The organism is Silvimonas amylolytica (assembly GCF_014645555.1).
Classification (GTDB): domain Bacteria; phylum Pseudomonadota; class Gammaproteobacteria; order Burkholderiales; family Chitinibacteraceae; genus Silvimonas; species Silvimonas amylolytica.
Genome location: NZ_BMLY01000001.1, coordinates 523,700 through 549,687 on the forward strand (window position 1 = coordinate 523,700; position 25,988 = coordinate 549,687).

Below are 25,988 nucleotides of genomic sequence, written 5' to 3' on the forward strand. Positions count from 1 at the left end.
TCCGGAAAACAAGTTTGAGTTATGACGTGGCGGTTACGGTAATCCCCACCTGCACACCGACTGCCAGGTACAGGGTGGTACTGGCATGCTCCATCATAGAAAACGCTGACGTATTCGCGACTATTACTTTCAACTGTTTTTCCAGAAATTGACCAAGACCTGGAGACCAGATATCTCCGTTTTGGCTGGAACGCTACTCAAAACGGCCCGTCGCGCCGAGTCGACCCGCCGGTTTGTCCGCCCGAGACGCAGGCGCAGAGACCTTGTTACTTGTTGCCGCGTTCATCGCACCGCTCACGCAAGATGCGCTCCCTCTGGGGAGAAGGCATCGTCTTGTCAGACACCCGCTGCCAGCGCTGTCACGCCGCACAAGCTGTTACCCGGCCCGTACGCTAAACAGGTGCGGGGCATGGCATAGTGATCTGCCCAACCACAGAGTTGCGCCCATGGAATTTCCCCAGCTGAAGACCGATCGCTTGCTGTTGCGCCCGTTCGTAGCCAGCGACGCCGCCGAACTGTTTGCCATCCACAGCGATGCGCAAGCCATGCGCTGGTTTGGTTCCAACCCTGCCCAGTGCCTGGACGATGCAGAGAAAATCCTGCAAGCCTTCATGACTGCGCCACAACAAGCCGTCCCCGGGATGCGCTGGGCCATCGTGCGACAAAGTGATCAGCGTCTACTGGGGTCATGCGGTTTCTTCAAATGGGACAGGGGCTGGCGTAACTGCCAGATTGGCTACGAACTGGCGCGCGATGCCTGGCAACAAGGCTATATGCGCGAAGCCCTCGCTGCCATGCTGGGCTGGCTGTTTGCCAACCTTGGCTTGAACCGGATCGAAGCGCGAGTGCATCCGCACAATGCCAGCTCGCTCAAGGTGCTGGACAAACTGGGCTTCGTGATTGAAGGTCAGCAGCGCGAAGCCGGTTACTGGAACAACCAGTATCACCCATTGGTCCTGCTGAGTTTGCTGGCTGCAGAATTCAACCCGTCCGCAATCAGCACTGCCTCCGTGCAGCAGGCATAAGGCGCCATCAAAAAGCCAGCCGTATCAGGCTGGCTTTTTTATTTACTGACCGGTAGAAGGTCGATATGGAGTGCTATCCCCCACTACCACATATATCCCACGCCCACGCCATAGGTGAGTTGGCTAGCCGTACCACGCTCGGTGACGATGGGTGAATTCCCTGCCGATCCAATCAAGTACTGATCAATCACCGCGGCACCGACTGCCCAGTGATTGTCGATTTTATAAATACCGCCCAACCAACCGTACACCTGCTGATTACCGCGATGCGCTGTGAACATGGGCAATCCGGATGCTTGCGAGGCCGCCTCATCAATCCCGTAATACGTATTCATGAAACTCTGGCTGGCCCAGGCATAACCCGCACCGCCGCCCAGCAGCAAACGCTGTGACGCCGGCACCCAGACAGAACTGAAGAACGCACCCCGTACGCCGTCATACACCTGACCGGCATTGGTCAACACATTGGCGTACAAGCGTACGCGGTAAGGAATATCGCCAGACTGATAAAGCTCGTAGCCGACAAAAGCGCCGCCTTCCAGGGTGGTGTTGATTTCCGGCAGGCGCTTAAGCACCGGGTCGTCCAGATCGCTGCGACCCAGTTTGACCGACAGCGCCGGGCCCCAGCGGAAATGTGATCCCGGCTCACCGAAATCAATCTGCGCATACGGCCCATACCACTCCAGCAGCCAACCATTGCCGTGATACTCCACGCCCGGCACGGCCCCCACCATCGTGTCTTTGCAGCCACTGCACTGCGTGGTTATCCCCACCCCCACGCCCACCATATTGGGCATTTGCGGTAAATCAAACGCCCGCGCAAACGTGGCCAACATCAATAGAGACAAACTCACCAACAGGATTTTCCAGCCGGCCAGACTGCGCATCGAAGCGTGCTCCAGATAAGGGATGACACTGTATTGAAGACGCGAAATGCCTAACTCACAAACCAAACAATATGATTTCGCTGAAATAGACCCCGATCATGGTTGATTGCAGACAAGTTTGGTACGCTTCGCTTCTTTGATTTTTGTCTGACCGCACCGTGCGAACCGCTTTGCTCTGGCTTGCTGCCACCCTGATTACACCCCGCGTGCTGGCGGCCGATGAACCTGTCATGGCTATCGAGCCCGTGCCGGAGCCCGTTGAGGCCTCTGTCCCGCAAGCGGCGTCAGCGGTCATGCCCGCGCCTGTACCCGCATCGCTCCCCGCTGTTGCGCCGCAAGCCTCTGCCCCGTCAGCGATGACGCCCGTGCCAACCCCTGCGCCACTGCAACCCAATCAGGCCGTCGCTGGTGATGCGGCCGGCCGCACATTGCTCAATACGCTGTTGCCAACCGGTATTCCGGATCGTGCAGGTTGGTCGACTGACATCTTCACCGCGTTCAGCACGCTGAAGATTCCCTATTCGCCCTCGTATTTCTGCGCTTCCATCGCCGTGATCGCGCAGGAATCGAGTTTCCAGAGTGACCCGGTGGTGCCTGGCCTCAATGAGATTGTCTGGAAAGAAATCGACAAGCGCATTCACAAATTCGGAGTGCCGCGTCTGGTTGTGCAGGCGGCCTTTGCCAAAACCTCGCCAGACGGCCGTAGCTACAACGAACGCATTGATGCCCTTAGAACCGAGCGGCAAATGAATGCGCTGTTCGAAGACATGATCACCGAGTTACCGTTTGGCCCCAAATTGTTTGCCGATGACAACCCCATCCGTACGGGTGGGCCAATGCAAGTCGGGGTCGATTTTGCCAAGGGGCACGTGCAAGTCTGGCCTTATCCATACAAAATACAGCGCAGCCTGCGTGATGAAGTGTTTACGCGGCGCGGCAGCGTCTATTTTGGCACTGCGCATTTGTTGCAATACCCGACCAGTTACCCGGAAATGATCTACCGCTTTGCCGACTACAACGCAGGTCGTTACGCCAGTCGCAGTGCAGCGATGCAACTGGCACTGGCGAAGATCACCGGCCAGAAGCTCACGCCGGATGGCTATCTGATGAGCTACAACGGCGCCGTGCCAACCAACACGGTGACTGACAGCCAGCGCGCACTGTTTTCGCTCTCTGGCAAACTGGGCTTGTCGCGCCAGCAAATGCTGGCCGATATCCGCCAGGAACGTTACGCCGCATTTGAAAAGACGGCGACTTACACGCGGGTCTTTGCGCTAGCCGACAAAACTGCCGGCAAACCGTTGCCGCGGGCTGCGCTGCCGCAAATCCGGCTGATCAGCCCCAAGATCACACGTAAACTCACGACGGCCTGGTTCGCCCAGCGGGTGGACGGCCGCTATCAGGATTGTCTGGGGCGTCTGGACAACGCTCGATGAACGACAACAGCTTATAAGCCGCTGCAGAACGGGTAGTTGAGGTCCGGTACCCGGCCGCTGATGATCTGCGCAACGGCATGGCCCGCGCCCGCGCCTTCAGTCCAACCCAGGGTGCCATGTCCGGTATTCACAAACAGATTGGGGAACCGCGTACGGCCTATGTATGGCAGGTTGCCCGGTGTCGCGGGACGTAATCCAGCCCAGAAACTGGCGTTGGCATAGTCGCCTGCATGCGGAAAAATCTCTCGCGTACGTTTTAATAACGCGGCGCAACGAACAGGATTCAGGCTCAGATCATAACCATTCAGCTCTGCCGTACCCGCCGCGCGGAAACGATCGCCCAACCTTGAGAACACCAGCTTGTGGCCATCGTCGGTCAGGCTGACCTCAGGTGCATGATCACCGGCGCGAACCGGAATGGTCATCGAATAGCCTTTAACCGGGTACACATCCAGCGTAATACCCACCGACTTGAGCAAGTGCGGACTGTAACTGCCCATGCAAACAAGGTACGCATCCGCTTTGATGCGACTCGTCTGCCAGAGGCCATCTTCATCCTGCCAACGTAACTGCGCGCCCTTCACCTCACAGCTTTCTTCGCTATCCAGGTGCAGTACTTGCGTGCCATATCTGAACGTCACGCCCTTGGCTGCGGCACGCTCGGCTAGCGCCAGAGTGAATTTGTGGGCATCGCCAGATTCGTCACTGGGTGTATAGGTACCACCGACAATGGTTTTACGGGCGTAGGCCAGTGCGGGTTCGATCTCGATACATTGCGCCGCAGACTTGATCTGCCGATCCAGGCCTGTTTCCCGCATATGTGCTGCAGCCGGCATGGCAGCGGCAAACTCACGCTCATCGGTGTAGTAATGGAGGATGCCGCGAGTCAACGCGTCATAGATCAGACCGGTGTCGGCACGCAGGCTTTGCAACTGTGCGCGGCTATACAAGCCAAGGCGGACCAGATTCTTCAGATTGGCCCGCGCCCGCGCCGGTGTGCATTCACGCAAAAACCGCAGCCCCCAGCGCCATTGGTCAAGATCAGCTTTGGGGCGCCACAGCAGCGGCGCATCTTCTTCCGCCAGCCATTTGAGGATTTTCCAGGGCGCTTTGGGATTGGCCCAGGGTTCGGCGTGGCACACGGAAATCTGGCCGCCGTTGGCAAAGCTGGTCTGCAGACCGGGGCCGGGCTCGCGTTCAATGACCGTCACCTCGTGTCCGGCTTGCGCCAGAAACCACGCGGAGCTCACGCCTGCTATGCCTGCCCCCAACACGACCACCCGCATCCGCCCCGCCCTCCTGCGTCAAAGGCGCAATTATGCATGTATCCTGGCGTTGGGCGTCGACCGGTTACAATCACACTTGATCCCGGCCAGGCCGCAGCGCAATCAGGCTTGACGCGGTCATAGCGCATTTGCAGCGTTTTTTTCAAAGATGTAAATGCACACCGGCTATCCCCGACGCTTTTCTTCTGTAGAACAATTGTTCTATAATCCGCCCACCACATATTTCTCTCTACAGGTCGATCGTCATGGATGACAACAAGAGCAAGGCGCTTGCCGCAGCACTGGCACAAATCGAGCGGCAGTTCGGCAAGGGCGCCATCATGAAGATGGGCGATAACCAGATCGAAAACGATCTGCAGGTTGTCTCCACGGGCTCTTTGGGCCTGGATCTGGGCCTGGGGGTGGGCGGTTTGCCGCGTGGCCGTATTGTTGAAATCTTCGGGCCGGAATCCTCCGGTAAAACCACGCTGTGCCTGCACGTGGTCGCAGAAATCCAGAAACTTGGTGGCACTGCCGCGTATATCGATGCTGAAAATGCACTGGATCCGATCTACGCGCAAAAACTGGGCGTCAATGTTTCCGACATGCTGATTTCCCAGCCGGACACCGGCGAACAGGCACTGGAAATCGCTGACATGCTCGTGCGCTCCGGCGGCGTGGATATCATCGTGGTCGACTCGGTAGCAGCATTGGTCCCCAAGGCTGAAATTGAAGGCGAAATGGGCGATACGCACGTTGGCCTGCAAGCCCGTCTGATGAGCCAGGCCCTGCGCAAGCTGACCGGCAACATCAAGCGCACCAACACGCTGGTGATCTTTATTAACCAGCTGCGTATGAAGATCGGTGCCATGATGCCTGGCCAGAGCCCGGAAACCACGACGGGTGGTAACGCGCTCAAGTTCTACGCTTCCATCCGTCTGGACATCCGCCGTATTGGCGCGGTGAAAAAGGGTGAAGAAGTGATTGGTAACCAGACCAAGGTCAAGGTTGCCAAGAACAAAGTGGCGCCTCCCTTCCGCGTCATTACCTTCGATATTCTGTATGGCGAAGGCATCAGCCGCGAAGGCGAAATTGTCGAGCATGGCGTGACCCACAAGATTGTGGAGAAATCTGGCGCCTGGTACAGCTACAACGGCAACAAGATCGGCCAGGGTCTGGAAAATTCTCGCCAGTATCTGAAAGACAATCCGGAAGTGGCTGAGGAAATCGTCGCCAAAATCCGCGAGAAGATTGGCCTGTCCAGCGCCCAGATCGAAATGGGCGGCAATCAGGATAACGAGATCGAACTCGAAATCTGATTACGCTGACCGCTCTATACGCTGATGCACATTGATGACGATGTGTTTGAAGAATCCGACAGCGCCGATCGTGAAAACGACGGCGCTGCGGTGTTTGACGCGGCACGTTTTCGCAACCGTGCATTGGCATTGCTGTCCCGTCGCGAGTATTCACGCGCAGAACTCCGCGCCAAACTGCGCCCGCACTGCCCCGATGCACAAATACTGGATGAATTGCTGGATGACTTCCAGCAACGCAAGTGGCTCTCTGATGAGCGCTTTGCCGAGCAATGGGCGCATTACCGATCCCAGCGCTATGGCACGCGCCGCCTGGTCGCCGAATTGCGACAGAAAGGCGTATCCAGCGACATCATCAGCAATACACTGGAAAACCTGGAAACCGACGAATTCACGACCGCTCGTGCGCTATGGCTGCGCAAGTTTGGCCAGCCTCCGCAAGACGCCAAAGAGCGCGCCAAACAACTACGCTTCCTGGCTGCACGCGGTTTCAGCACCGGGGTGATTTACCGCGTCGTTGGCGGTGAAGATGATTCTGATCACTTCGACGATTAAGTGGCCCGCTCCGGGCGCTTGCCCGCCAGCCACTCCCGAAAGAACGCAATAAATACCCTGACCTTGGCCGGTACATGCCTGCTGTCCGGGTAAACGGCATACATGCCGCCCGCCGGCAATGTCCATTCAGGCAAAAGCCGCACCAGCCGCCCATCCGTTAAGAGCGGCGTTACCGTCCCCTCATCCAGCACCACCACCCCCGCACCATGCTGTGCCAGTACCAGAGCCGTGGTTGGCGTGCTTGTACGCATGGCGGGCTGAACACGAATCGTGCAGTTCTCGCCTTCCGGGTGCACAAAAGTCCAGGTCAGCGGCGCGGACAACAAACTCAATACCAGCCAGCGCTCCCCGACCAGATCGCGCGGGTGTTGCGGCTTCAACCCGGAACGCGCGAGGTAATCGGGAGAGGCCACCGCAAATTGCTCAAACCGCCCCAGTTGCGTAGCGCGCAAGCTGGAATCACGCAGCCAGCCCATGCGAATCGCCACGTCTACCCGCTCCCGGACCAGGTCTAGCACCTCATCTGTTGCCAACAAATCAATCTGTAAATCCGGGTAAAGATCGCCAAATGCTGCCAAAGCCGGAGCCAGCAAACTGGCGGCATGATCCGCTGGCGCGGTGATACGCAGCGTACCGGTCGGCACAGCAACCTCGCCGTTCAAGCGCGCCACACTGTCATGCAAAGACTGGAGCAGTGGCGCGGTATCTCGCAGCAAGGTCTCACCCGCTTCCGTCAGCGTTACCCGGCGCGTAGTACGCACAAACAGGGCTGTACCCAGTTGCGCTTCCAGCCGCGCAATCTGTTGGCTTAGCCCCGCCTTGGTCATCCCCAGGCGCTCTGCGGCAGCCGTAAAACCACCGGCCTCGGCCACTGCGGCAAAGAGTTCAATCCGGTTCAGATTCAGCGGTTCAGCCATATATTTGTAAACAAAAAGTGAACAGTTAATTATCAACCAGCTGCTTTATCCGATCAATCCAATTGCCGACAATGTCCGCCATACCGATTGATCTGGAACCCGCCAGTGCAACCTGCCCTGACCTTACTGTTCGACCCTTTGTGTGGCTGGTGCTACGCCGCCCACCCCGTGCTGGAAAAACTGTCTGCTGCACTGGCTGGGGACGTGCAATGGCAACTGTTGCCAACCGGCCTGTTTGCTGGCGAAGGCGGCCAGGCGATGACTGCGCAAAAACGGGATTACTTCTGGCAAAACGACCAGCGCATTGCCGAGATGACCGGTCAACCGTTTACTCAGGCTTATTACGATCAAGTGCTGTGTGACTTCGATAGCCGGTTTGATTCAGCGCTGGCCACCAAGGCATGGTTTCTGATTGCCCAGGCAAAGCCAGCGCAAGCATTGGCGGCGCTGCAGGACATCCAGCGGGTGCGTTATATCCATGGTCATGGTAGCTCCGACCTGGAAGCACTGACCGCCGTGGCCACGCAATATGGGCTGGATGGCAATACGTTCAGCGCAGCCATGCGGGATGAAACACCCGCCGAGCTTGCTGCGGCCATCACACAGGCTAGCCAGATGATGAGCAGCTTTGGGGTGTCTGGCGTCCCTTCACTGATTTTGCACACCCCCAAAGGCAGTGGCGTCGTGCCCGGCGGCGCGCTGTACCAGAACCCTGAGCAACTGATCGCGATGATCCGTAATGCGCTCTCGGCCTGATCAACAAACACAACACCCACAGCAAGACCAACAAGGAGAAACACCATGAATATCGCCCTGATCGGCGCGACCGGCTTTATCGGTTCTGCCCTGCTGCAAGAAGCCCTGCAACGGGGTCACAAGGTGACCGCCCTGGTACGTGACACCAGCAAGCTGCCGGCACATGCCAACCTGACCGCAATCGCCGCGGATGTGAACGACGTTGCGGCTCTGGCCAGCGCCCTCAAAGGTAACGATGCAGTGATCAGCGCGTTGAGCGGCCACGCACAAGGCAATGACACCATGCGGGCTTATTTTGTGGCCGGTTACCACAGCATTCTGACCGCGATCAAAACCGCCGGTATCAAGCGCATTCTGGTCGTCGGCGGCGCGGGTAGTCTGGAAATCGCACCGGGCGTGCAACTGGTTGATACCCCCAACTTCCCGGATGCGTACAAACAATCTGCGCTAGGTGCGCGTGACGTGCTCAACCTGCTGCGTGAGGAAACGACGCTGGACTGGACCCTGCTGAGCCCCGCAGCCATGATCAAACCAGGCCCACGCACTGGCCAGTTCCGTCTGGGTAGCGATCAACTGGTGACGGACGCCCAAGGCAATAGCGAGATTTCGGTCGCAGATTACGCCGTCGCCATGCTGGATGAAGCCGAGCAAGGCAAGCATATCCAGCGCCGCTTTACCCTGGCGTACTAGCCAACAACAAAAAGGCCCGCATTAGCGGGCTTTTTTGTTGGGGCAGATTCATTTCGCAGTAGTGGGGAAATCGGTTGACTGCGATCCCTGCATCCAGCAATCCCAAGGCGGTGTCTCTCCCCATTTTTGCTGCAGGTACTCCACCAGCGATCGCACCTTGGCCGAAAGATGCCGGCGGCTGGGATAGATAGCCTGCAACGACATCTCGGGCAGGGTGTAGCCCGGTAAAATCTGTACCAACCGTCCCGCCCGCAAATCTTCTCCAACCAGAAACGTGGGCTGAATAATAACGCCCTCGCCCGCCTTGGCCGCCTCAGTCAGGATGTCGCCATTGTTGGCACGGAATACCGGCTTGATCTGCACCGGCACCTTGCGCTCTTGGGCATCTTCAAAATTCCAGGTGTCTCCCTCGGCAAAGTAGGAATAAGACAACGTGCGATGGTTTTTCAGATCAGCAGGCACCTTGGGCGTGCCGTGGCGCACCAGATAACCTGGCGCGGCACAGGCGACGATACGGATCGGCGCGATGCGTCGTGCCACATATGAACCAGGTAATTGCGCAGCAATGCGCAACCCCATATCCAGGCCCTCTTCGACCAGATCCACTGCGCGATCGGATAGCGAGACATCCAGGTGCACTTGTGGAAACTGCGCGCAATAACCTGGTAAGACATCGGCCAGATGCCGTGTCCCCAGTGACAACGGCGCGGTAAAACGCAACCAGCCAGACGGTTGCGAGGCCTCGCTGCCCACATCGGCCTCGGCTTCGTCTACATCAGACAAGATCTGCAACGTCCGCTCGTAATAGGCGCGGCCGGCATCAGTGAGGCTGAGTCGGCGTGTGGTCCGCTGCAACAAACGGGCATTAAGGTGAGATTCCAGATCCGCCACCAGTCGCGACACTGCGGAGGTGGACATATCCATTTTTTCCGCTGCGCGCACAAAGCTGCCCGTTTCCACCACCCGGGCAAACGTCTGCATGGCGAGTAAGCGATCCATTCCAAACACCTTTTATTGCGTTAACTGAGATAGTCTCGGACCAAACAGCAGATTTATCACAAGAAACAGGCATGATCAAAGCGAATTACGTGCCGATACGCTGCCATTCGCAAAAATAGGTGATAATGACAACCAATTTTGATTTGCGCCTGTCCCTTACCACCGGCCAGGCATTTTGTTCAGCCCGCTGATCAAACCCGTCTGGCATCACACCCCGGGCCAGACTGCACCCGGTTCTACCATGCAAAACACCCAGAAAACACCGCTTTCGCTCGGCGCTATCATCCTGCTAGGCACACTCACCGCGATCGGGCCTATGTCGATCGACATGTATCTGCCCAGTTTTCCGTCCATTCAGCAAAGCCTGCATACGGAAGCCGGCATGGTGCAATGGACGCTCGCCAGTTTCTTCATTGGCCTGGCGCTGGGCCAATTGTTTTATGGCCCGATTTCTGACCGCTTTGGTCGCAAGCCGCCTCTGTATTTCGGCATGCTGTTGTACGCCGCCGCCAGCGCCGGCTGCATGGTGGCGCCCAATATCGAGACCCTGATTGCCTGCCGCTTTTTACAAGCGCTGGGCGGCTGTACGGGTATGGTAATTTGCCGTGCCATCGTGCGGGATCGTTGTGAGCCGCAAGCCGCTGCCAGGATTTTCAGCATGCTGATGCTGGTGATGGGTCTGGCCCCCATTCTGGCGCCATTGTTAGGCGGCTGGCTGGCGGTGCACGCCAGTTGGCGCGTGCTGTTTGGTATTCAAGTGGCGTTTGGTCTGATCTGCGTGACCGGGATTCACTTTGGCCTGACCGAAACGATTGACCGCCACAAGGCCGCGCCGTTGCATCTGGGCAGCGTATTGCAAGGCTACGGCCTACTGCTACGCGACCGCTGGTTTCTGGGCTACACACTCTGCTCCGGCCTGGCTAGCGCCGGCATGTTTGCCTACATCACTGGCTCGCCGTTTGTGCTGATCAATCTGCACGGCATTCCAGCCGAGCACTTTGGCTGGGTGTTTGGCAGCAATGCATTCGGGCTGATTCTGGCTTCGCAACTCAATACCCGTTTTCTCAAAGCCAACGACATCGACACGCTGTTGCGCCGCGCACTGTGGTCGCCGTTTCTGGCAGGTCTGTTGCTGCTGATTACCACCTGGTTGCATATCGATGCGTTGTATGTGCTGCTGCCCTGCCTCTTTTTCTTTGTGGCTGCCATTGGCTTTATCGGCCCGAATGCATCCGCCGCCGCACTCAAACATCACGGCGCACGCGCTGGCCTGGCTTCTGCCCTGATGGGTAGCCTGCAATTTACGCTGGCCACGCTGGTTGGCTTTCTGATGGGTGCCTGGCAAGACCCTAGCGCCCGTCCGCTGGCCACCTTGATGTGCTTGTGCGGCGTATGCGCCTGGCTGGTTCACCGCACCCTGGTGATGCGCCAGTCGCAATAGCATGCGCGCTGCCTGTTCGCTGGCGGCGCTTTTGTTTACAATCGAATGTTTCCCATCTAGCCACGAACACGTCCACGACTATGACATCAGCTGAAATCCGGCAGAAGTTTCTTGATTTCTTCGCCTCGAAGGGCCACCAGATTGTGGCTTCCTCGTCGCTGATCCCGGCCAACGATCCGACCCTGCTGTTCACCAATGCGGGCATGAACCAGTTCAAGGACGTGTTCCTGGGCTTTGACAAGCGCCCCTACACCCGCGCTACCACCTCGCAGAAAGTTGTACGCGCTGGCGGCAAGCACAACGATCTGGAAAACGTCGGTTACACGGCGCGTCACCACACGTTCTTTGAAATGCTGGGCAATTTCAGCTTTGGCGACTATTTCAAAGAAGACGCCATCAAGTACGCGTGGGAGTTTTTGACCAGCAAAGAATGGCTGGCCCTGCCCACCGAAAAACTGTGGGTCACCGTCTACGCTGAAGACGACGAAGCCTATGACATCTGGCACAAGCAAGTGGGCGTGCCGGCTGAGCGCATGATCCGCATTGGCGACAACAAAGGCGCCAAATACGCGTCTGACAACTTCTGGACCATGGGCGATACCGGCCCGTGTGGCCCGTGTACCGAAATTTTCTTTGATCACGGCGCTGACATCTGGGGTGGCCCTCCGGGGTCGCCGGAAGAAGACGGCGACCGCTACATCGAAATCTGGAACAACGTGTTCATGCAGTTCAACCGGGATGAATCCGGTGTGCTGCACAAACTGCCCAAGCCCTCGGTTGACACCGGCATGGGTCTGGAGCGCATCTCGGCTGTCATGCAGCACGTGCACTCCAACTATGAAATTGACCTGTTCCAGGCCCTGATTGCCGAAGCGCAAAAGGTTACTGGCGCAGAAGACATCAACAGCCCGTCGCTCAAAGTCATTGCGGATCACATCCGTTCCTGCGCGTTCCTGGTTGCCGATGGCGCCCTGCCCGCTAACGATGGCCGTGGCTACGTACTGCGCCGGATTATCCGTCGCGCCATCCGCCATGGTTACAAGCTGGGCCAGAAGGGTTTCTTCTTCCACAAGCTCGTCGCCAAACTGGCCGAACTGATGGGCGATGCCTATCCGGAACTGCGTCAGCGCCAGACGCAAATTGAAGATGCGCTCAAGCAAGAAGAAGAAGTGTTCGGTCGTACGCTGGAAAACGGCATGACGCTACTGGAATCCGCCCTCGCTGGCGGCAAGACCGTGCTGGATGGCGCCACCGCCTTCAAGCTGGCCGATACTTTTGGCTTCCCGATCGACCTGACCGCTGACGTTTGCCGCGAACGCAATCTGACCGTGGACATGGAAGGCTTCGAGAAAGCGCTGGAAATCCAGCGCCAGCAATCCAAGGCAGCAGGTCAGTTCAAGATGGCTGCAGGCCTGGCTTATGACGGCGATGCAAGCAGTTTCCATGGCTACACCGAAAACAGCCGCGATGCCAAAGTGATCGCGCTGTATCGCGGTAACGAGCCGGTGCAAGCACTCGCAGCGGGCGATGATGGCGTGGTCGTGCTCGATCACACCCCGTTCTACGCGGAATCTGGCGGCCAGGTCGGCGATACCGGCGAGATTTCCGCTGCTGGCGGCATTAACGCCCTGTTTGACGTGACAGATACCCAGAAGGTCAAGGCCGATGTATTCGGTCATCAAGGCCGTCTGGTGCGTGGTTCGCTCAAGGTTGGTGATGCGGTAACTGCAACCATCGACCAGCACAAGCGTAGCGCCACTGCGCGTAACCATTCCGCGACCCACTTGCTGCACGCAGCTTTGCGTGAGGTACTGGGCAAGCACGTCGAACAAAAGGGTTCGCTGGTCAACAGCGACCGTACCCGTTTTGACTTCAGCCACCCCAAGCCGGTGACCGCTGAAGAACTGGCGCGCATTGAATCGCTGGTGAACCATGTGGTCATGCAGAACTACGCGGTTGATACCGCCAACATGAGCTACGACGACGCCATCAAGGCGGGCGCCATGGCGCTGTTTGGCGAGAAGTACGGCGATGAAGTGCGCGTGTTGAAGATGGGCGATTTCTCTACCGAACTGTGTGGTGGCACGCACGTGCACCGCACCGGCGACATCGGCTTCTTCAAGATTCTGGCCGAAGGCGGCGTTGCTGCCGGCGTACGTCGTGTTGAAGCCACCACGGGTGAAGGCGCCGTCGCCGTCGCGCAAGGTCTGGATCGCGAACTCAAGCAAGCCGCCGCGTTGGTTCAAGCCCAGCCGGGCGAACTGATTGCCAAGCTGGAGAAGCTGCAAGACAACGCCAAGTCGCTGGAAAAAGAACTGGCCAAGCTCAAAGGTCAGCTGGCTGCCAGCAAGGGTGATGAACTGGCGAACGAAGCCATTGCCATTGGCACTGCCAAGGTACTGGCTGTTGAGTTGCCGGGTGCGGACAACACGGCCCTGCGCGAGACACTGGACAAGCTCAAGGACAAGCTCGGCTCCGCCGCCATCGTTCTGGGTTCGGCTGCAGAGGGCAAGGTGACATTGGTCGCTGGTGTAACCGCCGATCTGACCAGCAAGGTCAAAGCGGGTGAGCTCGTCAACTTTGTTGCCCAGCAAGTGGGTGGCAAAGGCGGTGGCCGTCCGGACATGGCACAGGCTGGCGGCACGCAGCCAGAAAACCTGGCTGGCGCGCTGGCTGGTGTGAAGGACTGGGTTGCAGGCAAGCTGTAATTCGCCACCGCGCTTGAGTCAGACAAAAACGGGCATCTTTTGATGCCCGTTTTTTTTGGCCTGCGTTGCCGGCACAACGCGGAAGTGCCAGGCTGTGGTCACAGACCAATGCTGGTTCGCCCCATAAGGAGTTTTTCGTGCCATTTAACTGGCTCGCCGCCGTCCAGGCCATTCCCTGGGGACAAGTCATCGACAATACCCCCAAGCTGATCGAAGCAACTCGCAAGCTGTTCACGCGTTCCAGCCAGCCTTTGCCGCCAGAACCAGTGCCACCAAGCGGCCTTTCCGTTAGCGACAAGGAAGCCTGGTTAGAACAACAACTGGCACAAACCCGTGCCGAGCTGGCCGATCTGCAGCACGATCTGCAAGAATCAGTACGCTTGATCAATGGTCTGGCAGAACAAAATGCGCAGATGGTGCTGGCCATTGAGCGTTTGCGCATTCGTACCCGCTGGTTCGGCTTGATGGCCGCCTCGGCGTTGGCCGGTGTGCTCGGTCTGGCTCTGTTTGGTCGTCTGCACTGATCCAGCGCAAAGCGCACCGGTTTGATGATCTGTTACAGCAAGCCCGATGTAAAAGCACGCAGGGCATGTAGAATAAGGGTTTTCCAGCACACAAAAGAACGGACACCGGATTCATGAAGCCTGCCAACGGCCCTCAGCTTGCCCGTATCGCCGAACAATTCGGCACGCCCTGCTATGTGTATGACGCCGCAGTCATTCGCGAGCGTATTGAGCAATTGCGCTTTTTTGATGTGGTGCGCTATGCCCAAAAAGCCAATTCCAACGTGCATCTGCTCAAACTGATGCGCGAACAGGGTGTGCTGGTCGATTCGGTTTCTCTGGGTGAAATGGAGCGTGCGCTGGCGGCGGGTTATCAAGTGGGTGATGAGCCGTGCCCCATGGTGCTGACAGCTGACATTCTGGATCGTGCCACGCTGGATCGTGTGGTCGAGCTCAAAGTGCCGGTTAACGCGGGTTCGCCGCAAATGCTGGAACAGCTGGGTGAGCGCAGCCCTGGTCATCGTGTCTGGTTGCGGATCAACCCGGGTTTCGGTCATGGCCACAGCCGCAAGACCAACACCGGTGGTGAGTCATCCAAACACGGCATCTGGTACGAACATATTGGTGAGGCTATTGAACTGATCAAGCGCTACAAGCTTGATCTGGTTGGCTTGCACATGCACATCGGTTCTGGTGTGGATTACACCCACCTGCAGCGCGTGTGCGATGCCATGGTGGAACAGGTCAAAACCTCGGGCCATGACGTTCGTGCAATCTCGGCCGGTGGGGGTCTGTCGATCCCCTATCGCGCGGATCAAACCGCAACGCGCGTGGATACCGAGCACTATTTCAGCATCTGGGACAAGGCGCGCAAGCAGATCGAGGCGCATCTGGGCCATCCGGTGCATCTGGAAATCGAACCCGGTCGCTTCCTTGTCGCTGAATCGGGCAAGCTGATCGCCGAAGTGCGCGCCAGAAAGGATGTGGGCAGCAATCACTTTGTACTGGTCGACGCCGGCTTCAACGACCTGACCCGTCCAGCCATGTATGGCTCTTATCATGAGATCAGCATTGTCGGCGCTGATGGCGTGGAAAAACGCAACCCGACCCGCCCAACCGTCGTGGCGGGCCCGCTGTGCGAATCGGGTGATGTCTTCACGGTTGAGGATGGTGGCATCGTTGCGCCACGCGCGTTACCGGATGCCGAGATTGGCGATCTACTGGTCTTCCACGACGCCGGTGCATATGGCGCCAGCATGTCGTCTAATTACAATTCCCGCCCGCTCGTTCCAGAAGTACTGGTCGATGGCGACAAGATCACGCTGATCCGTCGCCGCCAGACCATCACCGAGTTACTGGCGCTGGAAGACATCTAACTCCTCCAGGGCATAGCTGGAATTTGTACTCATTGATCGAAAAAAGCCCCGGCAGCGGGGCTTTTTTGTTGTGCCCCGAGCCACACATAGCAAGAGGTGCCTGCCATGATCCGCCCAGCTAACGTTGCAGATGCACCCGCGATCGCCGCGATCCATATTGCGGCGTGGCAAGCAGCGTACAAACAGATCATTGAACCAGGATTTCTGGCATCCATGAACCTGGAAGCGCGCATACAGCGCTGGCAACACAATCTCACGTGTGGCTCAGGGTATCTGGTTTCGACACTGGATCATGAACTGACAGGCTGGGTTGGTTACGGCGCAGATAACGAGGTACCGCCCGATTGCGGTGCCATCCGCGGTTTGTATATCGCACCGGCACACTGGCGGGATGGTCACGGCCAGGCGTTACTTGCCGCAGCATTGCAAGCATTACGACAGCAAGGCTGGCGTCACGCGGGGCTGGTTGTACTGCAGGCCAACCAGATGGCCCGTGCCTTCTATGAGAAGCATGGCTTTGTCACAGACGGCATCACCCAGGCACATCAGGTTGGAGAACAGACCTTACCCGTCTTGCTATACCGTCGTGCACTGGATTAAGCGCAGCAGATGTGGGCTACCCGGGTTTTGACCTGCAGGGCTAGACCACCACGTTGCGCGGCTCACCGCGCAAGTACGCATCGATATTGTCAATCAACTGCCCGGCCAGTACAGACATGGTTTCGATGCTGGCCCATGCCACGTGAGGCGTAATGATGAGGTTGGGCAGGTTGACATCCAGCAAGGGGTTGCCGTTGCGTGGCGGTTCTTCAATCAGCACATCCAGCCCGGCCCCGCCTAACCGACCATTTTGCAGGGCAACCAGCAACGCGGCTTCATCCACGAGGCCCCCGCGTGCCGTGTTGATCAGCACACAACCAGGCTTCAGAAGCATCAGTTCTCGGGCGCCAATCGCGTTGCGGGTCTGCTCATTGAGCGGGCAATGCAGACTGAGCACGTCCGCCTGCGCCAGCGCCTCGTCAAATGCTACGTACCCATCCCGGACCTGCGTCGTCCCCTTGCGCTCGGCATAGACAATGCGCATACCAAATGCGTCGGCCAGACGAGCCGTGGCCTTGGCCAATGTGCCGGAGCCCAGCAAAACCAGGGTAGCACCGGCCAGATCGTGCATTGGTGCGCCAAAAACGCAAAAACCAGATGCGCGTTGCCATTCCCCGGCGGCCACAGCATTGCGGTAGGCGGGCAACTGGCGTTTGAGCGCCAACATCAGCATGAGAGCGTGTTCCGCTACACCGGCAATGGCGTAATCACGAATATTGCATACGGTCACGCCATGCTGTTTTGCAGCCGAAAGATCGATCTGGTTATAACCCGTTGCAGCGACTGCGATCAATTTAAGCGCCGGTAATGCAGCGATGCTGGCAGAATTCAGCGGCACCTTGTTGGTAATGGCCACCTGCGCGTCAGCAAGGCGCGCTACGACATCCGCTGGAGCCGTTTGCGGGTATGACACCCATTCATGCGGCACGCTCACAGCACGCACGGGAACCGGCAAAGTTTCGCGATCAAGAAAAACAATGCGGGGTGGCACAGGCATGTCCTTGAAAATCATAAAGGACAGAGATTAATCCATCTGCTGTCTAGAATCAGTAGCAATCCCTAAACCAGCCAAAACAAGAAGCCACCATGCCGCCCGTTCTGGACCCGCGCACCGCCAAACTTTTGCCATGGATCGTCGCCATTGCGTTTTTCATGCAGATGCTGGACGGCACGATTCTTAACACTGCGCTGCCCTCAATGGCAGCCAGCCTGAATGAAAGCCCCTTGCGAATGCAATCCGTGGTGATTGCGTATCTGCTGACGGTTGCATTGTTGATTCCTGCATCTGGCTGGATCGCAGACCGCTTTGGAACACGGCGCGTGTTCTTCACTGCCATTTTGCTGTTCAGCATCGGTTCATTGCTATGTGCCGAATCCCCCACGCTGGCGTTCCTCGTCGCCTCCCGGATACTGCAAGGGGTGGGTGGTGCGCTGATGGTGCCGGTGGGTCGGTTAGTGGTACTGCGAGCGTATCCGCGCTCGGAGCTTGTGGATGTGCTGAGTTTTGTCACCCTGCCGGGTATGGTCGGACCGCTGATTGGTCCTACACTGGGTGGCTGGCTGGTGGAATACGCCTCGTGGCACTGGATTTTCCTGATCAACATTCCAGTCGGCATCCTGGGGTGTATTGCCACACTGAAATACCTGCCAGACCTGCGCGGTCCAGAACGGGTCCGGTTTGATGTGACAGGCTTCTTGTTGTTTGGTACTGCCATGGTGCTGGTATCTGTCGCGCTGGAAGGACTGGGAGAGTTGCATCTGGCCCATGCCCGCGTCATGCTGCTGCTACTGGCGGGGCTGGCCAGTCTGGCGGCGTACTGGCTGCATGCCGCCAGGCACGAAAAACCTATTTTCAGCCTCACGCTGTTTCGCACTCACACCTATGCTGTCGGGATTCTCGGCAACGTGTTTGCCCGCCTTGGTAGCGGTGCCATGCCGTTCCTGATGCCATTGTTGCTGCAAGTGGGGCTTGGGTTCTCCCCCTCCAGAGCCGGTATGACCATGATCCCGACCGCCGTGTTTGCCATGTTTGCCAAAGCCATCGCGCGGCGTCTGATCGAACATCTGGGCTATCGCCGCCTGTTGAGCATCAATACCTTGTTACTGGGTGCCTTGATTGCCAGCTTTGCAACGGTCACCGCCGCCACTCCCTACCCCTTGCTGCTGGTACAACTCGCGATCTTCGGCGCGGTCAACTCTTTGCAATTCACGGCCATGAACACGGTGACGCTGATTGATCTTTCAGAAGGCGACACGAGCAGCGGTAACAGTTTGCTGTCAGTGGTCATGCAATTGTCGGTCAGCCTGGGGGTGGCCGCTGCAGCCGCGTTGCTGCAGGGGTTTATTTCAGAGTACGTACATCCGGCCGAGAGCCAGGTGCTCGAATCGTTTCACTATACTTTTCTGTGTGTGGGCGGGATGTCAGTACTGGCTGCGGCCATCTTCCTGCAACTCTCGCCTGATGCTGGCCGAACCGCAACCATCGTGGAACACCACGCGGCTGGCGAAATGTAGAACCCGCTACGCCCGGTTCTGGAGGAAACACATGACCACTGCGCATGTTTATGTCGCCCCCGGGTTTGAAGAAGTCGAGATGATCACGATCGTCGATGTGCTGCGCCGCGCGGGGATCGAAACGACAATGATTGCCCTGACCAGCAGTCGCGCCGTGACTGGGTCACACGGTATCACCGTGCAGACTGATATAGCGTTCGATGGGGCGGAAGGCATCATCGCCGATGCCATCATCCTGCCCGGCGGCGGCCCTGGCACAGCGGCACTTCAGCAAAAAGCGGAATTGACGCCCCGTCTGCTTGCGCACCTGAACGCCGGCAAACTGGTTGCCGCACTGTGTGCTGCACCAACTGTGCTCGCGCGCGCTGGCATTCTGGCAGAACGCAAGGCCACCTGTTTTCCTGGCTGTGAAGCGGTTTTGCAGGAAGGCGGCGCCCATGTCACCGCCGCCAACGTCGTCAATGATGGACAAGTGACAACGTCACGCGGGGCCGGTACCGCCGGATTGTTCGCACTGGATCTAGCGCGCCAGTTAGCTGGCGAAGACATCGCCCGCGACGTTGGACGCGCCATGTTGTATCTCTGACGCTTAGCGCAACCCGCTGCGCAAAGGGCTGGTGGATGTCGCCGCCGCGCCACCCTGCACACGCTCGTAGACCGTCTTGCTGCGCAGCTTGAAAATATCGGCGGCGTGATACAGGTTTTCCGAATGACCGACAAACAACAAACCGTCGGGCTTCAGGAGCGGCGCAAAACGCTGCAGCACCTTCAGCTGCGTCGGTTTGTCGAAATAAATCATTACGTTGCGGCAAAAAATGGCATCCAGCGGGCCACGAATCGGCCAGTTGGGCTCCATCAAATTGACACGACGATAGACGATGAGGTCGCGCAATTCCTGCTTGGCACGATAACGGCCATCCGGCTGGCGATCAAAAAAGCGTCGAGCCCGATTGTTTTCCAGTTTCTCGACTTCATCAGCGCTATATACGCCCTGGCGGGCTGTCTCAAGCACACCGGTATCCAGATCGGTGGCAATGATATGCACCGGTGGGCGTAGCGTATCAAAGGCTTCACACGCGGTAATTGCCATCGAATAGGGTTCTTCACCCGTACTGGAGGCAGAACACCAGAGGTTGAGCACACCACTGCCACGCGCGGCTTTGAGGTGATCGGCCAGCATCGGAAAGTGGTGGGATTCGCGGAAAAAAGAAGTCAGATTGGTCGTCAGTGAGTTGGTAAAAAGCTCAAACTCTTTACTGTCGCCACGTTCCAGCACTTGCAGATATTCATTGAAGGTGCGCAAACCCAGCGCGCGCAATCGTCGCGCCAGTCGCCCGTACACCATGTCATGCTTAGCGGGTGTCAGCGCAATGCCAGCGTAGTTGTAAATCATCACCCGGACTTTTTCGAAGTCCTGTTCGGTGAAGGCAAATTCGCGAGGGGTATTGGTGAGCATGGGCGTTGCTTTCAAAAGTTATGGTTTGCGGGTCATCAACGGCGGATGAGTCTGGCCTCGATTCTGGCCAGATACTCGGCTGGCACCTTGAGTGCAGCATGCCCGGTATGGCTTAGCCAGGCATTCAATTGTTCCAGCCGCGCCAGTTGTTCTGCCGTTATTTCTGTATCGCTTGTGGCCAGCTGCAATGCAAGTTCTACCGCCTCTTTGTGCATTTCAAGTTCAGGCGGCAAAAAACCGCTGTTCTTAAGCACTCTGAACGCCAACCGCTGATGCTCCGGCACCAGCGGGTCCATCTCATCATCAGGCAACGGTTTGCCGGCACCGGGCAAGTTATCCAGATCCCCCTGATCCCGTGCCTCGGCAATCCGCCGTTCTGCCAGTTCTGTCAAAAACCACATGCGCCCTCCTTGCTACCGGGCTAACAACAAACGCGGCTTACAGGCCCAGCTCTGACCACATGGCATCCACGCGCGCCACAATGGCAGGGTCTCTTTCGATTGGACGCCCCCACTCCCGGGTAGTCTCGCCCGGCCATTTGTTGGTGGCATCCAGCCCCATCTTGCCGCCCAACCCGCTGATGGGCGAGGCAAAATCCAGATAGTCGATCGGGGTGTGTTCGACCAGCGTGGTATCGCGTACCGGGTCCATGCGCGTGGTGATGGCCCAGATCACTTCCTTCCAGTCACGCGCATCGACGTCTTCATCGACCACGACAATGAACTTGGTGTACATGAACTGCCGCAGGAATGACCATACCCCAAACAGAATGCGTTTGGCATGCCCCGGATATTGTTTGCGGATGGATACGATCGCCATGCGGTAGCTGCAGCCTTCTGGCGGCAGGTAAAAGTCGACGATTTCCGGAAACTGTTTTTGCAGGATCGGCACGAAAACTTCGTTGAGCGCGACACCCAGAACAGCTGGCTCATCAGGCGGTTTGCCGGTGTAAGTGCTGTGGTAGATCGGGTTCTGCCGCTGGGTAATGCGGTCTACGGTGAACACCGGGAACCAGTCTTGCTCGTTGTAATAGCCCGTGTGGTCACCATAAGGGCCTTCCAGCGCATGCTCGTAGCCAGAAGCGTGCCCTGCATCCGGGTAAATGTGCCCTTCCAGGATGATCTCTGCCGTCGCTGGCACTTGCAAATCACTACCCAGACATTGCACAACTTCAGTTTTGGAACCGCGCAGCAAACCGGCAAACTGGTACTCGCTCAGCGTATCAGGCACCGGCGTGACCGCGCCCAGAATCGTCGCCGGATCACATCCCAGCACGACAGCCACCGGAAAAGGCTTGCCCGGATTGGCCTTGGCGAATTCACGAAAATCCAGCGCGCCGCCGCGGTGGGCCAGCCAGCGCATGATGACCTTGTTGCGGCCGATCACCTGCTGGCGGTAAATGCCCAGATTCTGGCGCTTCTTGTGTGGCCCGCGCGTGACCACAAGACCCCAGGTAATCAGCGGCGCCACATCGCCTGGCCAGCAGTGTTGCACCGGAATACGCGCCAGATCGACATCAGGCCCTTCAATGACGGTTTCCTGGCATAGGCCTCGACGTACTTCTTTGGGCGCCATGTTGAGCACCTGTTTGAGCAGCGGCAGCTTGTCCCAGGCATCACGCAGCCCACGCGGTGGCTCGGGCTCTTTGAGGTAAGCCAGCGTCTTGCCGATTTCTCGCAGCGCACCGACATCATCCGCCCCCATGCCCAGTGCCACCCGGCGCGGCGTGCCAAAGAGGTTGCCCAACACCGGCATGTCACTACCTGGCACGTTCTCGAACAAAATGGCCGGACCTGCGGCGCGCAAGGTGCGATCGCAGATTTCGGTCATTTCCAGCACGGGCGAGACCGGCGCGGTAACGCGCTTGAGTTCACCTTGTTTTTCAAGTTGCGCCATAAAGTCGCGCAAGTCGCTGTATTTCATGTGGCTCCACTGCAAAACAGACGGGCCGCACTACGGCGGCCCGACGGATTAATCGCACGTTGCGACTATTTTACAGGTTTACAGATTACTCGACAGAAAGCGTCATCGTGGCGTGATGAATCTGCCCTGGTTGCAGCGTCGGAGAAAACTCCCACGCATCGCCGCGTTCCACGCACAGGTAACCCACGTAATTGCCCGGACCAATATCGGCAATCTTGTCCGCATTGGTCCAGGCGTTCCAGACAATCGCACAATGCGTATCAACGCTGTCAATCTTGATGGACCGCGCTGGCGTATTGATATGCTGGGTACGGGGTACATCCAGATAAACACGATCAGTCGGGCCAACCAGCTGAACATCGCCTTCTTGCTTGTGGCGCGGCTTTTCTTTGGGGATCGTATCAATGAAAGTCGTGCCAGCCAGACCGGTGATCACCGCATCGGTGACCTTGCCAACATTGAAATAGGTGTGCAGAGCCAGCGAGTGCAATTGTGGGGCATCGCCCTTGTGCTCAATAGCGAGATCCAGATGCAGTACCTTGCCGACGCTGATCTCGAGGCGGTACACAAATGCATGTGGCCACAACGCGCGCGTTGCATCGTTGTCGCGCAGTTCCAGGGTTACGCGGGTCACATCGGTGGCAGTCTGACTGGCTTCGACCAGCGTCCAGATTTCATTGCGGGCAAAGCCATGCTTGGGCTTGTCTTCATCTTGCGGGTGCGGACCAAACCACGGCAGGCACAAAGGAATACCACCGCGGATGGCTTCGCCCGGGGTGAACTGCGAGTTCGGTGAGATCCACATGACATCTTCACCACTACGCGGGACAAATGACACCACATGCGCGCCCTGCAAGGCGATGGTGGCCTGGCCGCCTGCGTTCTCGACGGTCAGCAGATCCAGCCCTGCGCCGGCGTAGGTACCCGTCGAAGAGACGACGGCAAGACCGGGGACACTGGCCAGGATTTGTTGTTCTGTTTGGCTAAGACTCATTACGCTGACTCCTGCATGGCGCACTTGTATCGACCCTGGCACGGGCCGCGTTGACAATGGCGCAAGAAAAAATCTGAAACCGGCGGCGCGCTCGGTGTGCGCCACCCCGGGACGTGATCATCACTCACACTTTGCCCGGCTGGCAATGCATCAACCTTGATTAAAGCAAGGCCGGCAACATCAAATCATTGCTTTTTGACGGGTGTTGGCGTGGGTGCACGCGATGTGCGCTGTTCATACGGGTAAGTATGGAATGGATCCAGCCAGCGTGAGCACCATTTGAAAACCCGGCGATAGGCATCGTCGGTCGCGGCTTGATTGTAGCCCACCGTCACACCCTGCCCCGGGTGCTGCTCATTGGGGATGTCCTTGCGCACATGTACATCCACACCCGGATCATCGAAGTCGTGAAAGACCTCCGGGTAACTGACAAGGCGGAAGGTATCCATACCAGAGTGCGAAACCAGATCTCGGCAGGGCTCAACCGGCGTCCAGTCATCCGCCTCACCAGCCAGCACCAATGTAGGCGCGGCAGGTTGATAACGTTGGGATAATTTGAGGAACGGTGCGCAGGATGGATAAAACGCCACTGCGGCACGTACGCCCGGGTTATCCGAATTCATCAGAGACAACACGGTGGTTGCGCCTTGCGACCAGCCCAGTACCGCAATCCGGCTGCTGTCGATTTCCTTGCGGGCCTTGAGCCAGTTGATCGCACGTTGTGCATCTTCTGCGCGGCGCTGCACATTAACCGGCCGATCATGACTAGGCGTGGTGCACACTTCATGTACGCCACGCGGGCCAAAACTGTCGACCATCAAGACGCCATAACCCAGTTCTTGCAGCAAGCCGGCCATACGCGCTGGCCTTGCCGCCATAACACCAGGTTTGACCCACAGCCCGCTGCAGTCATGCAAAAGGAGCATGCCAGGTGCGTTGACATTGCCGGAAGGGGGCGGTGTGTATTCAGCGGTGAGTGTTACCCCGCCAACGCCCGGGATTTCGACACGATTTGCCCTTGCAGGTTGTGCCAACAGCACGAAGCCGGACACGAGCACCAGCAACACGGGGGAAAACCACAACCTCATTCGATCAGTCACAAAGCGGATACGCAAAATGTTTGTTGTCGCAACGGCCATTGCGCCGTGCCCATGGAATGCGCCGAGCGCAATCACACGTGCACCGCAATCGGGCATGCCGGGATTTAGCGGCGAACTTTATCACAACGGCTCTTGTAACTGAATGTGTGTTTATGCCAACGGATTGTCCAGTGTGACCCAATCAACTGGAAATCCCATCTTTTATACGCTAAATCAATGAGGTAAGCCCCATCGGGCTGTGGCATTCAGCAAGGACAACGGCATGAGCGATACTCTCCGTCTTGAAATGGATCCTGCCGGGGTAGCCACCATCACCTTCAGCCGGCCCGAAACCAGCAATTCGGTCGATGACATTCTGGTTGCGGAATTGACCGCTTCTTTGGCTGCGCTGGCCCAAAACCCGCATCTACGCGCACTTGTCTTGCGCTCGGATGGCGATACCTTCTGCTCTGGCAACGATGTGCGCTGGCTGGCGCACATGAGCAATGAAGAACAGCACGATAATTTTGAGCAGGCGCTGCGTCTTGCCCGCATGATGCAAGCGCTTGATCGCCTGCCGGCCCCCGTCCTCGCGCAAATCAATGGACCTGCGATGGGTGTGGGTGTAGGGATTATCGCCTGTTGCGACATGGTTGTTGCCACCAGCCAGGCCTGGTTCTGCCTGCCCGAAACCCGGATTGGTCTGGTGCCGGCCATTATTGCTCCGTATATCGTGGGCAAAATCGGCACCAGCGCAGCGCGACGCTATTTTTTGACCGCCGAGCGCTTCGGCCCGGGCGCAGCCGCGCATTGCGGATTGATTCACGAAGTGATGGAAGATGAAACCGACGCTGCCCGCCAGATCAAAGACTGGCTGGATCACTTGCTACTTAACGGTCCTCACGCGGTCGGCGCGGCCAAACGCCTGATTGCCACGGTGGCGTGGCGGGCGATTGATGATTCGTTGCTGTCGGATACGGCGCATCGGATTGCGCACATGCGCACGCGGGAAGAGGCCAGGGAAGGTATTGCTGCGCTGAGTGAAAACAGGGCACCCTGGTGGGTGCCCCATATAGACTGACCGGCCGCAACCGGCTCCACTTGAGTTCAAGCGTATGGATGGTATTGCGGCGACGCATGGCGCGCCGATTCAGTCGCTTTAGCTTCTTCTACGGTCATCAAACGCAAAGCCACTTGTGGCTGGCGATTGAACTGGAGGTCTGTTGCAGACTGCGAAAAATCGGCCTCGTATTGCGCCGGCTCGATCATGCTCGCACCCGATTCCATGTCAAAGATTGCCATCATGGTTATTAACCTCCGTCAGCGGGTATAAGAAATCAATTGATCTCTCACCTCGATATATCCGCCCCTTTACCAAAAAATTCAATGGTCTTTTGACCCAAATCACACTTTGTTGCGCTTTTGCTGCCACAAATCCGACCGGTAGCAGTTCAATCTGTAAAAATTTTCACAAGCCTTATAAAAACCACCACAAAAACTGACAAAAAGGCAAAAACAAACAAAAAAAGCGGGCCGAAGCCCGCTTTC

At 57.7% G+C, this 25,988-nt stretch carries 25 protein-coding genes; 14 read left to right on the forward strand and 11 right to left on the reverse strand.

Annotated features, from left to right (window positions below):
* The first annotated feature begins 446 nt into the window (after window positions 1-446).
* Window positions 447-1,025 (forward strand): GNAT family N-acetyltransferase, encoded by a 579-nt coding sequence (locus IEX44_RS02325; protein ID WP_188688300.1) that lies wholly within the window; start codon window positions 447-449, stop codon window positions 1,023-1,025.
* An 83-nt stretch (window positions 1,026-1,108) separates the two neighbouring features.
* Here IEX44_RS02325 and IEX44_RS02330 read toward each other — a convergent pair whose 3' ends face one another.
* Complete coding sequence (locus IEX44_RS02330; protein ID WP_229678695.1) at window positions 1,109-1,912, reverse strand: MipA/OmpV family protein; 804 nt, start codon at window positions 1,910-1,912, stop codon at window positions 1,109-1,111.
* 158 nt (window positions 1,913-2,070) lie between these two features.
* Here IEX44_RS02330 and IEX44_RS02335 point away from each other — a divergent pair, with 158 nt between their 5' ends.
* A complete protein-coding gene (locus IEX44_RS02335; RefSeq protein ID WP_229678696.1) occupies window positions 2,071-3,348 on the forward strand; it encodes a DUF1615 domain-containing protein in 1,278 nt (425 codons plus the stop codon).
* 11 nt (window positions 3,349-3,359) lie between these two features.
* Here IEX44_RS02335 and IEX44_RS02340 read toward each other — a convergent pair whose 3' ends face one another.
* Window positions 3,360-4,598, reverse strand: coding sequence for a D-amino acid dehydrogenase (locus IEX44_RS02340; protein WP_229678697.1), 1,239 nt, complete (start codon window positions 4,596-4,598; stop codon window positions 3,360-3,362).
* A 281-nt stretch (window positions 4,599-4,879) separates the two neighbouring features.
* Here IEX44_RS02340 and recA point away from each other — a divergent pair, with 281 nt between their 5' ends.
* Complete coding sequence (gene recA / locus IEX44_RS02345; protein WP_188688306.1) at window positions 4,880-5,932, forward strand: recombinase RecA; 1,053 nt, start codon at window positions 4,880-4,882, stop codon at window positions 5,930-5,932.
* A 24-nt stretch (window positions 5,933-5,956) separates the two neighbouring features.
* A complete protein-coding gene (recX, locus tag IEX44_RS02350) occupies window positions 5,957-6,484 on the forward strand; it encodes a recombination regulator RecX (RefSeq protein WP_188688308.1) in 528 nt (175 codons plus the stop codon).
* Here the strand turns inward: recX and IEX44_RS02355 are convergent.
* Complete coding sequence (locus tag IEX44_RS02355) at window positions 6,481-7,401, reverse strand: LysR family transcriptional regulator (protein ID WP_188688309.1); 921 nt, start codon at window positions 7,399-7,401, stop codon at window positions 6,481-6,483. The genes recX and IEX44_RS02355 overlap by 4 nt on opposite strands.
* Window positions 7,402-7,506: 105 nt before the next feature.
* Between IEX44_RS02355 and IEX44_RS02360 the strand changes: the two genes are divergently transcribed.
* Window positions 7,507-8,157, forward strand: coding sequence for a DsbA family protein (locus tag IEX44_RS02360; RefSeq protein WP_188688311.1), 651 nt, complete (start codon window positions 7,507-7,509; stop codon window positions 8,155-8,157).
* A 45-nt stretch (window positions 8,158-8,202) separates the two neighbouring features.
* Window positions 8,203-8,847: an NAD(P)-dependent oxidoreductase gene (locus IEX44_RS02365; protein ID WP_188688313.1), complete on the forward strand. Its 645-nt coding sequence runs from the start codon at window positions 8,203-8,205 to the stop codon at window positions 8,845-8,847.
* Window positions 8,848-8,895: 48 nt separating this feature from the next.
* Here IEX44_RS02365 and IEX44_RS02370 read toward each other — a convergent pair whose 3' ends face one another.
* A complete protein-coding gene (locus tag IEX44_RS02370; RefSeq protein WP_188688315.1) occupies window positions 8,896-9,846 on the reverse strand; it encodes a LysR family transcriptional regulator in 951 nt (316 codons plus the stop codon).
* Window positions 9,847-10,087: 241 nt separating this feature from the next.
* On the opposite strand from IEX44_RS02370, the gene IEX44_RS02375 reads away from it, so the two are divergent.
* The 5 genes from IEX44_RS02375 to IEX44_RS02395 all read left to right on the forward strand — a co-directional run bounded on the left by IEX44_RS02375 (window position 10,088) and on the right by IEX44_RS02395 (window position 16,474).
* Complete coding sequence (locus tag IEX44_RS02375) at window positions 10,088-11,287, forward strand: Bcr/CflA family multidrug efflux MFS transporter (protein WP_188688317.1); 1,200 nt, start codon at window positions 10,088-10,090, stop codon at window positions 11,285-11,287.
* 80 nt (window positions 11,288-11,367) lie between these two features.
* A complete protein-coding gene (alaS, locus tag IEX44_RS02380) occupies window positions 11,368-13,995 on the forward strand; it encodes an alanine--tRNA ligase (protein ID WP_188688319.1) in 2,628 nt (875 codons plus the stop codon).
* Window positions 13,996-14,132: 137 nt separating this feature from the next.
* Window positions 14,133-14,519, forward strand: a complete 387-nt coding sequence (locus IEX44_RS02385) for a hypothetical protein (protein ID WP_188688321.1) — start codon at window positions 14,133-14,135, stop codon at window positions 14,517-14,519.
* Between the two features lie 113 nt (window positions 14,520-14,632).
* Window positions 14,633-15,874: a diaminopimelate decarboxylase gene (gene lysA / locus IEX44_RS02390; protein WP_188688323.1), complete on the forward strand. Its 1,242-nt coding sequence runs from the start codon at window positions 14,633-14,635 to the stop codon at window positions 15,872-15,874.
* Between the two features lie 105 nt (window positions 15,875-15,979).
* Window positions 15,980-16,474, forward strand: a complete 495-nt coding sequence (locus IEX44_RS02395) for a GNAT family N-acetyltransferase (protein WP_188688325.1) — start codon at window positions 15,980-15,982, stop codon at window positions 16,472-16,474.
* Between the two features lie 40 nt (window positions 16,475-16,514).
* On the opposite strand, the gene IEX44_RS02400 is transcribed toward IEX44_RS02395, so the two are convergent.
* Window positions 16,515-17,471 carry a D-2-hydroxyacid dehydrogenase gene (locus IEX44_RS02400; RefSeq protein ID WP_188688326.1) on the reverse strand — a complete coding sequence of 319 codons (957 nt, stop codon included), beginning with the start codon at window positions 17,469-17,471 and terminating at the stop codon, window positions 16,515-16,517.
* An 89-nt stretch (window positions 17,472-17,560) separates the two neighbouring features.
* Between IEX44_RS02400 and mdtD the strand changes: the two genes are divergently transcribed.
* On the forward strand, window positions 17,561-18,988 hold the full coding sequence (gene mdtD, locus IEX44_RS02405) for a multidrug transporter subunit MdtD (RefSeq protein ID WP_188688328.1): 1,428 nt from the start codon (window positions 17,561-17,563) through the stop codon (window positions 18,986-18,988).
* Between the two features lie 31 nt (window positions 18,989-19,019).
* Window positions 19,020-19,574: a DJ-1 family glyoxalase III gene (locus tag IEX44_RS02410; RefSeq protein ID WP_188688330.1), complete on the forward strand. Its 555-nt coding sequence runs from the start codon at window positions 19,020-19,022 to the stop codon at window positions 19,572-19,574.
* 3 nt (window positions 19,575-19,577) lie between these two features.
* Here the strand turns inward: IEX44_RS02410 and IEX44_RS02415 are convergent, their stop codons facing one another.
* From IEX44_RS02415 to IEX44_RS02435, 5 genes are all read right to left on the reverse strand, one after another.
* Window positions 19,578-20,444, reverse strand: coding sequence for a CheR family methyltransferase (locus IEX44_RS02415; RefSeq protein WP_188688332.1), 867 nt, complete (start codon window positions 20,442-20,444; stop codon window positions 19,578-19,580).
* Between the two features lie 35 nt (window positions 20,445-20,479).
* Complete coding sequence (locus tag IEX44_RS02420; protein ID WP_188688334.1) at window positions 20,480-20,845, reverse strand: DnaJ family domain-containing protein; 366 nt, start codon at window positions 20,843-20,845, stop codon at window positions 20,480-20,482.
* Window positions 20,846-20,882: 37 nt separating this feature from the next.
* Window positions 20,883-22,367 (reverse strand): 4-hydroxy-3-polyprenylbenzoate decarboxylase, encoded by a 1,485-nt coding sequence (gene ubiD / locus IEX44_RS02425; protein ID WP_188688336.1) that lies wholly within the window; start codon window positions 22,365-22,367, stop codon window positions 20,883-20,885.
* Window positions 22,368-22,452: 85 nt separating this feature from the next.
* Window positions 22,453-23,361, reverse strand: a complete 909-nt coding sequence (locus tag IEX44_RS02430) for a D-hexose-6-phosphate mutarotase (RefSeq protein ID WP_188688338.1) — start codon at window positions 23,359-23,361, stop codon at window positions 22,453-22,455.
* A gap of 185 nt (window positions 23,362-23,546) precedes the next feature.
* Window positions 23,547-24,443 carry a dienelactone hydrolase family protein gene (locus tag IEX44_RS02435; RefSeq protein WP_229678698.1) on the reverse strand — a complete coding sequence of 299 codons (897 nt, stop codon included), beginning with the start codon at window positions 24,441-24,443 and terminating at the stop codon, window positions 23,547-23,549.
* A gap of 280 nt (window positions 24,444-24,723) precedes the next feature.
* On the opposite strand from IEX44_RS02435, the gene IEX44_RS02440 reads away from it, so the two are divergent.
* Window positions 24,724-25,521 carry an enoyl-CoA hydratase-related protein gene (locus IEX44_RS02440; protein WP_188688342.1) on the forward strand — a complete coding sequence of 266 codons (798 nt, stop codon included), beginning with the start codon at window positions 24,724-24,726 and terminating at the stop codon, window positions 25,519-25,521.
* 26 nt (window positions 25,522-25,547) lie between these two features.
* Here the strand turns inward: IEX44_RS02440 and IEX44_RS02445 are convergent, their stop codons facing one another.
* Entirely contained in the window at window positions 25,548-25,745 is a 198-nt protein-coding gene (locus IEX44_RS02445) for a hypothetical protein (RefSeq protein WP_188688344.1), read from the reverse strand.
* Window positions 25,746-25,988: the final 243 nt, after the last annotated feature.